Source organism: Candidiatus Paracoxiella cheracis, from assembly GCF_049348705.1.
Lineage (GTDB): Bacteria > Pseudomonadota > Gammaproteobacteria > Coxiellales > Coxiellaceae > Paracoxiella > Paracoxiella cheracis.
In genome coordinates this window covers 1,488,311-1,503,766 of the sequence record NZ_CP186485.1, presented here as the reverse complement: position 1 = coordinate 1,503,766, position 15,456 = coordinate 1,488,311, and the positions used below count along the sequence as shown (strand labels likewise).

The 15,456-nt window shown below is 41.0% G+C and carries 13 protein-coding genes and 1 pseudogene; 3 read left to right on the top strand and 11 right to left on the bottom strand.

Going from position 1 to position 15,456, the window contains the following annotated elements:
* Positions 1-19: 19 nt before the first annotated feature.
* On the top strand, positions 20-997 hold the full coding sequence (locus ACJMKR_RS07825) for an IS5 family transposase (RefSeq protein WP_423062587.1): 978 nt from the start codon (positions 20-22) through the stop codon (positions 995-997).
* Positions 998-1,234: 237 nt separating this feature from the next.
* On the opposite strand, the gene ACJMKR_RS07820 is transcribed toward ACJMKR_RS07825, so the two are convergent.
* A complete protein-coding gene (locus tag ACJMKR_RS07820) occupies positions 1,235-2,698 on the bottom strand; it encodes an N-acyl-D-amino-acid deacylase family protein (protein ID WP_423062586.1) in 1,464 nt (487 codons plus the stop codon).
* A 9-nt stretch (positions 2,699-2,707) separates the two neighbouring features.
* Positions 2,708-4,009, bottom strand: a complete 1,302-nt coding sequence (locus tag ACJMKR_RS07815) for an amino acid deaminase (protein ID WP_423062585.1) — start codon at positions 4,007-4,009, stop codon at positions 2,708-2,710.
* A 136-nt stretch (positions 4,010-4,145) separates the two neighbouring features.
* Here ACJMKR_RS07815 and ACJMKR_RS07810 point away from each other — a divergent pair, with 136 nt between their 5' ends.
* Both ACJMKR_RS07810 and ACJMKR_RS07805 read left to right on the top strand, forming a co-directional pair.
* Positions 4,146-4,532 (top strand): RidA family protein, encoded by a 387-nt coding sequence (locus tag ACJMKR_RS07810; RefSeq protein WP_423062584.1) that lies wholly within the window; start codon positions 4,146-4,148, stop codon positions 4,530-4,532.
* Between the two features lie 109 nt (positions 4,533-4,641).
* Complete coding sequence (locus ACJMKR_RS07805; RefSeq protein WP_423062583.1) at positions 4,642-4,845, top strand: DUF378 domain-containing protein; 204 nt, start codon at positions 4,642-4,644, stop codon at positions 4,843-4,845.
* 205 nt (positions 4,846-5,050) lie between these two features.
* Here ACJMKR_RS07805 and arcC read toward each other — a convergent pair whose 3' ends face one another.
* The 9 genes and pseudogenes from arcC to ACJMKR_RS07760 form a co-directional block, all read right to left on the bottom strand.
* A complete protein-coding gene (arcC, locus tag ACJMKR_RS07800) occupies positions 5,051-5,953 on the bottom strand; it encodes a carbamate kinase (protein ID WP_423062582.1) in 903 nt (300 codons plus the stop codon).
* Positions 5,954-5,990: 37 nt separating this feature from the next.
* Complete coding sequence (locus ACJMKR_RS07795) at positions 5,991-7,196, bottom strand: arginine deiminase (protein WP_423062581.1); 1,206 nt, start codon at positions 7,194-7,196, stop codon at positions 5,991-5,993.
* Between the two features lie 10 nt (positions 7,197-7,206).
* Positions 7,207-8,202, bottom strand: a complete 996-nt coding sequence (gene argF, locus ACJMKR_RS07790) for an ornithine carbamoyltransferase (protein WP_423062580.1) — start codon at positions 8,200-8,202, stop codon at positions 7,207-7,209.
* A 1-nt stretch (position 8,203) separates the two neighbouring features.
* Positions 8,204-9,229, bottom strand: coding sequence for an amino acid permease (locus ACJMKR_RS07785; protein ID WP_423062579.1), 1,026 nt, complete (start codon positions 9,227-9,229; stop codon positions 8,204-8,206).
* Between the two features lie 249 nt (positions 9,230-9,478).
* Positions 9,479-9,871, bottom strand: a pseudogene (locus tag ACJMKR_RS07780) (amidohydrolase family protein); the annotation flags it as partial.
* A gap of 186 nt (positions 9,872-10,057) precedes the next feature.
* On the bottom strand, positions 10,058-10,294 hold the full coding sequence (locus tag ACJMKR_RS07775; RefSeq protein ID WP_423062578.1) for a DUF378 domain-containing protein: 237 nt from the start codon (positions 10,292-10,294) through the stop codon (positions 10,058-10,060).
* 164 nt (positions 10,295-10,458) lie between these two features.
* On the bottom strand, positions 10,459-11,103 hold the full coding sequence (locus tag ACJMKR_RS07770; protein ID WP_423062577.1) for an epoxyqueuosine reductase QueH: 645 nt from the start codon (positions 11,101-11,103) through the stop codon (positions 10,459-10,461).
* 42 nt (positions 11,104-11,145) lie between these two features.
* Positions 11,146-13,530, bottom strand: coding sequence for a phosphoenolpyruvate synthase (gene ppsA, locus ACJMKR_RS07765; RefSeq protein WP_423062576.1), 2,385 nt, complete (start codon positions 13,528-13,530; stop codon positions 11,146-11,148).
* Positions 13,531-14,064: 534 nt separating this feature from the next.
* Positions 14,065-15,309 (bottom strand): multidrug effflux MFS transporter, encoded by a 1,245-nt coding sequence (locus ACJMKR_RS07760; protein WP_423062575.1) that lies wholly within the window; start codon positions 15,307-15,309, stop codon positions 14,065-14,067.
* Between the last annotated feature and the right edge of the window lie 147 nt (positions 15,310-15,456).

Below are 15,456 nucleotides of genomic sequence, written 5' to 3'. Positions count from 1 at the left end.
CAAGCAGAAGGCGGTTCATATGCCAAATAAATATCCAAACAAAAAAGGCTGGACGATTCCCAAGCAGAAATACAAGGTGAGCAATTGGCGTGAATATAATAATGCATTACGCAATCGTGCCAATATTGAAATCTGGATATCCGATGATATTATTCATTCGTGGTATGAAAAAGATCGTGTGTATGATGGCAAAGGTGCACCCCAAAAGTTCACGGATCTTGCGATCATTACGTGCCATGAAATTCGGCAAGTTTTTCGTTTAGCGTTGAGGCAATGTCAAGGGTTTATGAATTCAATTTTCAAGATGAAAGCCCTTAATATAAAATCACCGGATTACAGTTGCTTGTCAAAACGGTTAGCGCTTTTAACTATTCAGTCGCCTCGTTACAGGAAAACGGAATCGGCAGATAAAAGCGTTGTGGCTATCGCCCTTGACTCCACTGGGTTAAAACGGTTTGGCAGAGGTGAATGGCATCAGGAAACATATACATTATCAGCCAAACGGAGTTGGCGTAAATTGCATATAGCCGTTGATAATAAACATATTATTCATGGTAATGATTTAACGGATCGCTTTACGGCGGATTGCCAAAGCGTTGCAACGTTATCAAAGCAACTTACTTGCAAAGTGGGCCATGTCAGCGCCGATGGTGCCTACGATAAGAATCCTGTTTATGAAATATTATCAAATTACTTTAAAGGAGCCGCTATAATAATTCCGCCTGATAGTGATGCTGTTTATGATAAAAATAATCATACACAACGTAATGGTAATGTTAAGCAACTAAAAGCATTGGGCCGAATGGCTTGGCAACGAATAAGACAATACGGTTATCGGAATTATTCAGAGTTGGCGATTCAACGCTACAAAAGAATATTGGGTAGTACGTTACATGCTCGAGATTTTGTACGGCAAAAAATCGAATCAATGATCGGTTGTGGTGTGTTAAATAAAATGACACGGCTAGGAATGCCGGCGAGTTATCGTTGCGCCTAAATTTTGCGACACAGACAAAGCCGTGAGGTTAGGCAACAAAGCCTTATCACAGGATAACGTCTTCAGCTACAGACTTGGAAAACTCAAGGCGAGAATCTCATATCGTAATTAACCGTTAAGGATTTTTGCCGAAAGCACAAATCTCCTCTCATACTGGCAAGCAATTGAAATCTATAAAATGTCTTGTAGCTTTATCGCACCGGCAACAAGGCATTAGACATTTATTTGAACCCTACATCATTCGTGCCGATGCACCCCTTGAGGAATAAAACACCCTGAGCGGGCGCCGGTTTCGACGCCGTCTTGCCATGCAATTTTTCCGTTGACGATCACCATTTCAATGCCTCGCGCCGTTTGTGTAGGATTTTCAAATGTAGCGGTATCAAGAATGGTATTCGGATCAAACACCACAATATCTGCATAAGCACCCTCGCGTAAAATACCACGATTTTTTAGAGCAAATTGTTCTGCGGGCAAGGACGTCATTTTCCTCACCGCCTCTTCAAGCGTAAATAATTGTAAATCTCTGGCATAATGTCCAATCACTCGCGGGAACGCTCCCCATAAACGAGGATGCGGATGACAATCATGAGGCAATCCATCCGATCCAATCATAGTGCTTGGGAATTTTAAAATACGACGCACATCGCCCTCATCCATTTGAAAATAACATGCACCACCGGGCAACAAACGCTTTGCCGCTTCTTTTTCACTACAACCCCATTCCTTAGCGATGTCACTCAAATATTTCCCAGTCATTTCAGGATGTGGCGATGATCCTGTAATTAAAATTTGAATCACTCCATCGACTAAATCGGGAATGATAATAGTTGAGCCTGCGATATATGGATAAACATCCAGGCCTACTTTTTGGTGCTGTTGTGCTTGATGAATTAATCGTAACGTATCGACGCTGCGACCCCAGTTCTTAGGACCACCACATTTATGATGTGAAATCACTAACGGTACGTGAGCAAGCCTTGCTGTTTCAAAGGATTCTTTTAAGGACTCTTCCACACCATCAAATTCATCACGCATGTGAGTGGTGTAAACGCCTCCCATGTCAGCCAATAATTCAGCTAATGCCACCACTTCTTGCATATCTGCTGCCTTATTGGTGGCATAAAATAATCCGGTACTAAAACCAATGGCTCCTACGGTTAAGCCTTCATGTAGCCGTTGCCGCATAAGATCGATTTCTTGCGTAGTTGCTTTTTTAGAGAGATCTTTCATTGCACTCATGCGCAACGTGGAATGTCCGATCAATAATGCGATATTAATGCTAGGATGGGTTTCATTAACAGCCTCTACATAATCTGCAACTCGCTTAAATCGATACCAACTTTCATCACCCAATACATTTAAAGGCGGCGGTGGTTTTTGTTCGAGAATTAACGGTGCCAAACTGATACCACAATTTCCAGAAATCACAGTGGTAACACCTTGGCTTAATTTCGGCAACATATCGGGAGAGGACAATATGGCACGATCGTCATGCGCATGAACATCAATAAATCCAGGACACACCATGAAACCAGAAACATCTTTTTCATAGCGCGCTTGTAGATCTTTTAATTCGCCACACTTAACAATTTTTCCATTTGTTATAGCAATATCTCCTTTAATAGCTGACGCACCTGTTCCGTCCACAATGAGTCCGTTACGCAAAATAAGATCATACCGTTGTTGATCTGCTGCCATAAAATTCTCTTAAAAAAATGTTTTAATCATGGAGACAACATTATAATTGTCATCAACTAGAAACAATTCTCGCCATTTATCAAACGTTGTGCAGGGATGCGAAATCCCACATCCGATTAGATCACCCACTTTCATTTCAGATGACACTGGTATGCGCATATAACCATGCTGATCATCCAATTTAAAAATATGATAGTCTTCATGAGATATTATTTCAGGCCATTTGTGTTGATTTGAATTAAACCAAAGCTTTGGCACAGGCAGATCAATGTCATAAGAACAATCACGTTTTCCGAGATTGAGTATCGCCAAGTTTTTTTCTGGACGAGATTGGACATACGCCCATACCTCTAAAGCAGGCTCTAATTGTCCGGAAAGCGATTCTGTTTGGCTCACCCGCTCTTCTAATAAGCTAAATAAACGCTGATAAAACACAGAGTCATGCGTTAAATAACAACCACTTCGCAGCACAACCTTGATATTTTTGGCCAACAGTTTTTCTGACCATTGTCGCGATACAATATCAAAATACGCAGAACCACCTGCACTCATGATTATTTTATCTGTGTTAAAAAATTTGTGTTCCTGACATTTTTTTACTAACTCGAAAGACTTATCCAATAAATGCGAGACATTTTCTGCATCTTGATGCGGATCATCGGATACCAACACACCTTCAAAGCATTCAACACCACACAATGCTAACAGTGGAAAGGAATGATTCACAGCTTTAGCAACTTCAAATGCAGTATCAATAGAACGACAGCCCGTTCGTTTACCTTCAACACCCATTTCTATCAGTAAATTTAACGGCCGACCCACATTTACTTCACGCGCCTCTTTAAGCAACATTTTCACATGGGCAACAGAATCGACAATACAATAAAATTCAAAGTTTGGATCGCGCTTGAGTTCGTTCAACACAGAGCGAATAGCTTTCCTACCCATTAATTGATTTGCCATTAAAATGCGATCAATACCAAAGTGACGACAAACTCGCAATTGCTGTAGGGTTGCAATCGTTATTCCCCAGGCTCCAGTGTCCATTTGTATTTTAAATAGCTGTGGACTCATGGTGGTTTTTCCATGTGGAGCAATTGACACACCTGTTTTCGAGAGAAAATTTTGCATCCACTTGGCGTTGTTTAATATTTTTGATTGCCTCAAGACAGCTAGCGGTAATGGCAAGTCTTCACGCAATATATTCCAATGTTGAGCAGCGATCTTATCACGATGCAACTCACCTTCAATAGACGGAAGGTTTTTGGTTAACGGATCGATTAAGCTTTTTTCTAGATCATCAATGTTCATAGAGCCCCTCATCATCACGTTTCACACGAGATTATATCACGCTCGCCACAACCTTGACGCACTGAATGCCTTTGTTCAGACTATATTTTAAATTACAATATAACTAAACAACTCTTACAACTCATACGAGGCTTTTATGTCAATTAAGCGATTTGGATCATCGGGCTCATCCGGCGCAGGCGGACAAAAACTTCCTTTTTCTAAAGCAGTCCAGGCAGGCGGTTTTTTATACGTCTCAGGCCAAGTGGCAATGGATGAAAACGGTGAAATCGTTAGTGGCGGCATCGTCAAACAAGCACATCAAGCAATCGAAAATATCAAGAAAATCCTCGAAGAATATGGCTACACCATGAAAGACGTTGTAAAAGTTAATGTTTGGTTAGATGACGAGCGAGATTTTTGGAGCTTCAATAAAGTATTCGCCGAACATTTTGGAGATAACCCACCAGCCCGTTCAACCGTTTGCTCATCGTTAGTCGTGGATGCCAAGATCGAAATAGATGTAGTTGCTTACAAAGCATGAAAAATTCATGTAAATCAACAAGTAAAGTATGTACAATTTTTCTACTATAATTAAGAGAGGAAGTTCAGGTATAAGGGACTAAATATAAACAACTTAAGGAGGACGAGCCATGAAAAGCTTAGGTACAGTTGGTTGGATTGCCCTGGTCCTGCTATTAATCGGAGGATTAAACACAGGATACATGGGTGTGTTTGACTACAACGTACTTGCTGGCATATTTGGTAAAGTACCTGCATTGTTACGTACCATTTATGTGCTCATCGGCTTAGGTGCTTTGTGGGTTATTTTCGCAGCATTTAAGAAAAATAAATAACCAAGCTTAGACAAGCCAAAGCAAGTAACTCAATAAGGACACGTTGATAAACATCCGGATGTTATTCAAACAGGGTTGTTACAAACGTTGAGTCGAACAGGCTTTTACATTTATCTTTATGGAAAATGAGATAAAGTGAGGCTTAGAATATTCATAAGCGATGCTATGTCGCTATGGATTCTTGGCCTCTTTTTTTTGTATTAAACTAATGAGTAATCAATGTGCCTCCCTTACCCTTTAGAATTTCATTTAAGTCTGAGAGCTTACCAATCATGACGGGTCGCAACGTTGCATCAACAAATTGACAAGCAGCTTCGACCTTTGGACCCATCGAACCTGCTGCAAATTGATATTGCCGCAATGTTTTTGATGAAATGTTATGAATTGCTTTTGCTGCAGATGTTCCCCAGTTTTCATAAACAGCATCAACATCCGTTAAAATAACTAGCGACTCTGCCTTTAATTGTCGGGCTAATAAACTCGCTGTTAAATCTTTATCGATCACTGCCTCAACACCTTTTAATTGTTTATCTCCTGTTTTAATGCACGGAATGCCACCACCTCCACCCGCAATCACCATCGTGTTTGCTTGTAATAATAGTTTGATCGCATCCAATTCATAAATATGTTGCGGTTTTGGCGAGGGAACAACGCGCCGAAAATACTGTCCATCCGGTTTTAAGATCCAATCGTGTGCCTGTTGAATCGCTTTGGCTTGCGACTCAGTATACACAGGCCCAATCGGCTTGCTCGGGGATTGAAATGCTGGATCTTTCGCATCAACTAAAACTTGTGTCAACAATGTTGCCACCGATTTTGATTGCAAATAATTGCCGATTTCTTGCTGCAATAAATAACCAATCATGCCTTGGCTTTCAGCATCTAAAATATCAAGCGGATAAGGGTGCACTTTTTTATAGGCATCTGCTTGTAATGCTAACAAACCCACCTGTGGACCATTTCCGTGTGCAATCACAATATCGTGTTCTTCTGCTGCTTTTGCAATAACTGTTGCTGCAACCTTGACGTTTTTGCGCAACAAATCTGACTCTAAGGGTTCACCTCGCTGTAGCAGCGCATTACCCCCTAATGCAATAACCAGTAACATGGAATTAACTCCGATTCATGTTTAATAACACTATATCTTATTCACGCAACATAGGACATGACATACAGCGCGAGCCCCCGCGACCACGACCTAACTCAGACCCCGGAATGGTAATCACCTCGACACCTTCTTTACGGAGTTTTGCATTCGTTTCTACATTACGCTCATAAGCAATCACCACACCTGGCCGAATCGTTAATAAATTACTCGCATCAGTCCATTGCTCGCGTTGTAAGGCAAAACTATCACCACCTGGATGAATGAGTCTTAACTTAGAAACACCTAATGCGTTTGCGAGCGCTTTAAACATATCTTTTTCTTCGGTAAATACAAGTTCATTTTGATTCGAATCGGGTGTGATCGACCAGGAACGTATATTATCCGTTGGAAAAGCCACACAAAACGTATCGTGATTGATCATTGTCATCACGGTATCTAAATGCATGGAAGCGCGCGCTTTGGGTAATTCAATAGCAATCACACGAGAAATCACATTGTGTTTAAACAGCACCTTTGCCAATGCTTCCACCGATTGTGGTTTCGTGCGTTCACCCATACCAATTAATATTGTGTCAGCACTAATGACAAGCACGTCACCCCCTTCGATGCTCGGCATCGGTTGTGTGATATCACTGCCGTCATACCAAATGTTAAATTTTTCACTTAAAAACATGGGATGATATTTATAAATTGTCGCGAGATTCATCGATTCAGGTCGTCGAGCAGGATAAGCCATGGAATTGATTGAAACACCATTACCGATCCAGCAGGAATTATCACGCGTAAATAAATGATTAGGCAATGGTGGTAAAATAAAATCTTCGGGATGCGCGACACGAGTTGCCAAACCCATCGGATGATAGCCCGCATCTTCAACAGTGAATCCACCCAGCAATGCACGCGTTAATTCATCAGGGCGTAAGTGCAGAAAAAATTCTCGCAATAAATGTTCAACCACAGAGCCATGGTAGGCATGCAGTAGCATATTATTAATGAGATATTCCTTAGCCTCCTGATTCACTAACGTTTGGCGCAGTAAATCCGTCAGCAAATAAACTTCCACCCCATTTTCACGCAAGATGGAAGCAAACACATCATGCTCTTCACCTGCTTTTTGTGGCCACAGCACATCATCGAAAAGATAATCTTTGCAATTTGTTGGCGTCAATCGTTTTAGCGATTCCTCAGGACGATGCAGCATCACTTTTTTTAAAGATGCTATTTCTGATTGAACATTAAACATAAAAACTCCGCTAAACGTTGCCGATGGTTGCAACCATGACGGCTTTGATAGTATGTAAACGATTTTCCGCTTGATCAAATACAATTGAATGACGACTGCGAAAAACCTCGTCGGTCACTTCCATTTCTTTCAATCCAAATTTTTGTGCGACTTGCTTTCCCACTTCGGTATGAGCATCGTGAAAAGCAGGCAAACAATGCATGAAAAGCACGTCGGGATTACCTGTTTTTGTAATCATGTTCATATTAACTTGATAGGGCAATAATAATTTGATGCGCTCTGCAAATTTATCTTCTTCGCCCATCGACACCCACACATCGGTATAAATCACATCAGCGTCTTTCACACCTTCATCAATATTATCGGTGAATTCGATAGTCGCCCCCGTCTCTTTTGCCACCGTTTGCATTTGTTCAACCAAACTCGGATCTGGAAAAAGAGATTTCGGCGCCAATCCCACAAAATGCAAGCCCATTTTAGCAGCACCAATCATGAGGGAATTGCCCATATTATTTCGTGTGTCGCCCACAAACACCATTTTGACTTTATGCAGTGGTTTATTGAGTTTTTCTCGAAGGGTTAAATAATCAGCAAGGATTTGCGTGGGATGATATTGATCGGTCAATCCATTCCAAACTGGAATGCCTGCGTGTTGCGCTAAACTCTCAATCGTTTCGTGATGAAAACCACGAAATTCAATACCATCAAACATACGACCCAACACCTTTGCAGTGTCTTCGATCGATTCTTTATGACCCATGTGACTGTCTGTTAAAAAATTTACTTCGGCTCCTTCATCATGTGCGCCCACTTCAAACGCACAGCGAGTGCGTGTTGAAGGTTTATCAAATATTAACACGATGCTTTTTTCAAACATTGTATCGCCTTTTACACCCATGCGTTTTTTTTCCTTTAAGTCACGCGATAAATCCAATAAATATTCTATTTCTCCAGAAGTGAAATCTTTTAATGTTAAAAAATGACGGCCTTTTAAATTAACAGACATCTCATTTCTCCTTCGACTTTACTTTTTTCACATACCATGCATACAGAGGAACACTCGTTAGCAACAAAATGACGCCATAAAAAACAGTATCTCTCCCAGAACTCATAATGGCCCAAAATGAAAACAGACCAGCAAAAATTGCGATCCCCATTTGCATATACGATTTTTTCGTGAGTTTTTCACCTGTACTTCTTAGCAAGACAATCTCAGCAACGGTTGTATACAAATAAGGGATCAATGTCGCGAACGTCGCCAATAAAATAATAATTTCAAACTGAGTGACTAAATTTTTGGAGGCTGTTAATAATAATAAAAGTGTCTCGAGAAACGATGTGACGACCAAAGCGATGGCAGGCACCCCTTGTGAATTACACTTACCCAAAAATTTAGGAAATAAATTATCATTGGCAGCAGCCATTGGGATTTGGCCCTGTAATAAGGTCCAACCATTCAAAGCACCAAAACAAGAAATAATAGCACCGATCGCGATGAAATCGCGTCCCCAATTCCCAAATATAATTTTAGCAGCATCGGCAAACGGTGAAGTGCTATGCTGTAAAACACTGCTTGGAATCATTCCCATAATCGCAATTGAGCTTGCAATATACGTGATCGCAGCGATCAGCGTGCCAATAATAGTAGCCAATGGAATATTGCGTCGCGGATTTTTTACAGAATCCGCGGGCACTGTGGCAGACTCCAAACCAATAAACGCCCAAAACGTCAGTGCAGCGCCAATCGATACCGCGGTAAAATTGTTAACATGAGGCGATGTGACGTTGTAATCCTGAGTATAATAATGTGGATGAATATAAAACCACCCCACAACACCAATGAACAATATTGGAATAAGCTTTAAAATTGTCGTGATTAGTTGAGTAAATCCAGCGCTGCGTACACCCAGAATATTCACGATCGTTAAAAACCATACGATTGCAATTGCCACTAAAGCTGACAATTGATGATTTGCAAGCGCCGGCCAAAAAACACCAAGCGTGTCACGATGCTCGTGATAGATTATTGCCATCCCTGTCAATAATCGACTCGCAATACGCGACAACTTAAATAGCCGCGGACGTCCTCGTCGCCCGCGCTCCGCGACCTCACGGCTCGACTACGCACGGGCTCTCAAATGACTTGACGGCTCGTAAAGATTTTTTGCAGTCGCTTACGCTCGGCAAAAAATCCGAGCCTACCGCGGAATACGCGCCTTCGCTTCGCTCTCCATGGCGCGCATCGAATGTGCTGGCCTGATTAAGGCATCAAAAGTGAGCTCTAATTCGACAAGCATCTTGAAGGCATCCGTCAACTTATTGTTAAGTATCCAAGTGACATCCGGGATATCGTGAATTATTGGCTGAACGCCACAAAAATATTTTTCCCCAGCAAGCTCTGCAATAATGTCAGGCGATTTTTTGGATTCCATATCGACCCAGCCTACAACGCCCAGAACAAAGTCAATATCGTTGGCGATATTTAATAAAAATCGGGTTTCTTCGAGCGTAGTAGGTGCTGCTGCCTGCACGAGTATCGTACCCTGCACGCCCAGTTTATCTAAAATTGGTTTTAAATCACCGGGCAAGAAATCTTTTCGCAATGGCTTAAATTCTGGCGTTGTCCAACTAGAGTCTCCGCGAGATAGCTGCCAAAAATGTTGATGAGAATCGATGATGCGTTCGCCACAGTGCTCACGATTAGTATTTCTCCGTTAAAATAAAGACTTTAATAATTATTAAATATCATAACATCTTAAAATGCATGCGTAAAAAAGCCCAGCCTTCCCTTCCAATAGTGGATAAACTGGGCTTAAATAATGTTTTCATGACAACACGGATTGCATTATAGCTGTTAGTTATTATAAATGACTGCTGCTGCCACCGCCCTTACACATGCTACAGCATTTAGCAGCACTGTAGATTAACACGATACCCGAGATACCTACCAATATGTAGACGATCTTAGTTACGATTGTTAATCCACCAAACACGAATTCAACCAGATTAAAGTTTGCAATTCCTACTAAACCCCAGTTGACTGCGCCTATAATAACTAGAATTAAAGCAATCCAGTCAATTACATTAGGCTTTTTCATGTCACTCTCCTTCTGCATTGAGGTTATTACTTCATTGTTAAGTATAGCACCCCAAATCGTGTTGCAACTTTATGTTTTAATTGGAAAATATTCAATTTTGAGAGCAAGTGCAGACTGTTTTTTATGCTTTAAAGGATAGGTTTGCCGCTGATTTTAAGCTAAATTCATTTTTTTGTGGCACCGTAAAACTTCACACCCATTTCGATGCGCGATCGGCTATTTTGAAGACGCCAGCGATTGGTATCACGCAAGGAATAAATGCAACCACAATACTCTTGTTGATAAAAATGTTCTTCTTTAGAAATCTCAATCATGCGCTGTGAACCACCCTGTTTACGCCAGTTATAAGTCCAATAAGCCATATCCGGATATTTCTCTGCAGCACGCACACCACAATCGTTAATTTGATCCATGTTTTTCCAGCGCGAAATCCCCAGCGTACTCGAAATCACTTTAAATCCATGCTCATGTGCATATAACGCCGTGCGTTCAAAACGCATGTCAAAGCACACAGTGCAACGCTTACCGCGTTCAGGCTCATATTCCATACCTTTAGCGCGCGCAAACCAATTATCTTTATCATAATCGGCATCTACAAAAGGAACACCGAGCTTGTCTGCAAAGCGTATGTTTTCATCTTTACGAATTAAATATTCTTGTTCAGGATGGATGTTTGGATTGTAGAAAAAAATGGTGTAATCGATACCGGCGTGCGCCAACATCTCCATGATCGAACCCGAACATGGCGCGCAGCAGGAATGCAATAATAGTTTATCAGCCTCGTTAGGCAATTCGAGCAGTTGTTCCATAATGCCTGGATTTTACAGGTATTGAGCTCAAACCACCAGCCATTATTTTTTCTTGGACTTTTTACCCTGGGTCATATCGCCCAGCGCCATCCATGTTTTCACAACAGCATCTGAGCTAAGCGACATGCTGTTAACGCCGGCTTCCATCAACCATTTCGCAAAATCCAAATGATCGGATGGCCCTTGCCCGCAGATGCCTACATATTTGTTTTTCTTGCTACAGGTAGCGATGACTTTACCTAATAGCGCAAGAACGGAGGGATCGCGCTCATCAAACAAATCTGCAACAAGCTCAGAATCCCGATCCAACCCCAATGTCAATTGGGTGAGGTCATTTGAGCCAATAGAAAAACCATCAAAAAATTCCAAAAATTCTTCGGCTAAAATAGCGTTGGAGGGAATTTCACACATCATATAAAACAGCAAACCAACTTGACCACGCTCCAAACCACAGGATTTTAATAACGCAATTGAATCCTTAGCTCCGTGTAAAGTGCGCACAAACGGTAACATAACGTGCGTATTAATCAATCCTTTATCATTGCGAACTCGTTTTATCGCTTCACACTCTAATATAAAACTATCTCGGAAATTACCCGACACATAGCGTGCCGCGCCGCGATAACCGAGCATCGGATTTTCTTCGTGGGGCTCGTATAAATCGCCACCCAATAGGTTTGCATATTCATTCGATTTAAAATCTGAAAAACGCACGATAATCGGCTTAGGATAAAAAGCAGCGGCAATGGTGCTAATGCCTTCTGCTAGCTTTTCAATATAATATTCGACTGGTGAATGATACGCAGCCGATTTTATTTTAATGGCAGAACGCAATGCTTTGGGCAATCGATCAAACTGCAATAATGCATTGGGATGAACACCAATCATATTACCAATAATAAACTCCAACCGCGCCAAGCCTACGCCATGATTTGGCAGAAACTGACAAGCAAATGCCGACTCCGGATTTGCTAAATTAATACAAAGCTGGACAGGAATGTCCGGTAATTCATTAATCGCCATTGTATCCACACCGTAAGGTAATTTACCCTTATAAACATACCCTGTTTCACCTTCGGCACAGGAAACAGTAATTATATCACCTTCTTTAATCACTCTAGTCGCATCATGACAGCCAACAACAGCAGGAATTCCCATCTCGCGCGCAATAATAGCCGCATGGCATGTTCGTCCACCGCGATTCGTCACTATCGCTGCAGATCGTTTCATAATGGGCTCCCAGTCTGGATCAGTAAAATCTGTTACTAAAATTTCACCTTCTTTTAAACGATCCATTTCTTTAGGCGTTTTAATAACTCGCGCGACACCTTGCCCAATTTTCTGACCAATACTGCGCCCTTTCACAATCGCTTTTTCATTCGTTTTTAATTGGTATTGTTCGATGACCTGATGTTTGTCACGCGCTTTGACCGTTTCGGGTCGTGCTTGAATAATGTAAAGCTCACCATCAACACCATCTTTTGCCCACTCAATATCCATGGGTCGACCATAATGTTTTTCGATAATTAATGCTTGCCGAGCAAGCTCTAACACTTCTTCATCCGTTAAACAAAAACGGTGTTTATCTTTGTTAGGAACTTTAATCGTTTTAACACTATTCCCACTAGAATGGCTTTTTGTATAAACCATTTTACTGGATTTATCACCAACTGTTCGACTAATAATCGCGTGCTTACCTTCATCGAGCGTAGGTTTATGAACATAAAATTCATCGGGATTAATGCGGCCTTGCACAATGGTTTCACCTAAACCATAGGACGCTGTAATAAAAACCACTTGATCGAAACCGGATTCGGTGTCGAGCGTAAAAATAACACCACTTGCTGCAAGATCACTGCGAATCATTTGCTGCACGCCAGCAGAAATGCCAACCTTGTTATGTGGAAAATTATGATGTACACGGTAAGCAATCGAGCGCTCGGTAAACAATGAAGCAAAAACCTTTTTAATTGCTTCTAGAACGTTATCACCGCCTTTAATATTTAAATAGGTTTCTTGTTGGCCTGCAAACGATGCTCTCGGCAAATCCTCAGCGGTGGCGGAAGAGCGCACCGCAACACTTTGTTTTGGATTCAACCCTTGCGCTTTATAAGTTCTAATGATTTCTTTCTTGAACGCATCGGTTAATTCAGCATGCATAATCCAGCGACGAATTTTTTGGCTCGTCTTTTTAAGTGCCGCTACATCATTAACATCCAACTCCAACAAGCATTGATTAATCTTATCATGCAAATTATTGTGTTGGAGGAAATCTTGGTAGGCCGAAACGGTTGTAGCAAACCCTTTGGGTATTTTAATCCCTAGCGGCGCTAACTTTGCTAGCATCTCACCTAATGAGGCATTCTTACCACCGACCTCTTGCACGTGTTTCATGCTCAGGTCAGCAAAATCTAATACCTTGCGCATAGTTATCTCCCCCTATCATTGGGTACTCTGCGTCTTCGTTAAATATAGTATGTAATGACGATATCCGCTATCGGATAAAAAAAAAGACACCACGTTACCGTCGTAAAATGGTGTCTTAGATAAGTGAACTTATCGTTGTGGATTACGTCGGCTTGGGTTAGCAGGCGCGTCATGACGGCGTTGCTGACCTCTTCCTTGCGCTCCACGTTGTGTTTGTCTTTGTTGTTGTTTCATGTCCTTTCTCCTTTTCTATTACAAGGTATAGCACACTGAGAAAGTTTGTGTGTAGTAGCTGTGACTATGTAGCAATAAATTCCCGCATAATTGAAGCTAGAAATTGCAGATAAATCTGTAGTTATTCTTACCTATGAGCTACGCTTTGCAATTGTTTTAAACTATAAAGTCGTTCATTGATTTCTATTGCTTACTTATCGTGATTAGGGTTACTATCGGTTAACTAGTTTTTCTGCTATAAAAAAGATGGCAACCCGATAGATATTAAGATAATTGAAAAGGATAATGTTTAAATAACTATTAAACTCCCAATGAGTCTCTATGCTTCTTCTCGTGCCGAAGTATCGCAAGATAGTAAACGAGCAAACATAATAGGCACACACAGAGAAAAGTAAGGCTATATGGCAACAAAGTTGTTGACTTAAGGAGAGTAGCAATAAGTGTAAAAATACTAAATGCGATCCAAATTAGTGTAAATAAAACTGCATTTGCGGATCCCGCCATTTCAGGAAATGGCGTCATCCCTTCTGCCACATAAATTGAGAAAACGCTGCCGCTAAACATGATCGCAAGAAATGTCGGCACGATGATAAGGGTTAAATTAAAATAGCCGGATAAGCTGTAAATAAGCATGACTATGACTGTGATTAAGGTCAGTGCCGTTGCAACCTTCGTTTTGATGTTAATATCAAAACGGAACAAAAGTCGATTCGCAGTGCTACCCAAAAACCAACCAAAACCCATCAGCAAAGCAATATGGCCATAAACGATTGGACTTCTTCCTAAATCGACTTGAATCAAAAAGGGTCCGGCAACATTAAACAAGGGTACATAGCCCCACAACAACCCGATAAAAATCGCAATTAGCAGAAAATATTTATTCTTTAAAATATGAGTATAATTTTCACGAAGATGACTAACCATAAAGGGTCGTTTACTGGCTAGCGTTTCACGGAAGGTTGTCAGCAGCAATGCAATCATTATTACTAAATAAATCAGGATAAAATAAAAATTCGCCTGCCAATTGAAATAATGTTGTAAATAACCTCCAATAAACGGCGCAATAATTGGGCCTATCGCAAAGCTGATCACGGCGTAATTAAATTTTTTCTTGAGCTTATCCCCTGTAAAACAATCATTTAAAATTGCACGGGCCGGCACCATCATAAACGCAGCACCCAACCCCTGAATAAAACGAAAAGCAATCATCCAGTAAATATTAAAAGAAAAAATAATGGCAATGACAGACAACAACTGCACCGACATCGCCGTCAACAACATTCGTTTGCGCCCAATCGCATCCGACAACGGTCCCGCTACCAACTGCGACAACCCAAGTGCTAATGCATAAGCCGTCACCGTCAATTGAGATAGTGCCTTGATAATATGAAAATGATCGGTGATGGCTGGTAACGATGGCAAGTATATATCAGTACTCATCCCGCTTAACGGGAGAATGATAAAAACAAGAATAGCATAAAATTCTTTATGTATAGCTGAACGCATGCACGAGATTTTAACAAGTAAATTTGATTTTGTATACACCCATAAGACCTAAACGCCAAACGTTTTTTAGAAAAACTCTAACTGTTAATCATTAACTCATTATATCAAAAATTTATTACTCAAAAATCCAACCTTTATGCCGGTGCAGTTAATGAAAAATTATAATACTGCCTTAATATTTAAATA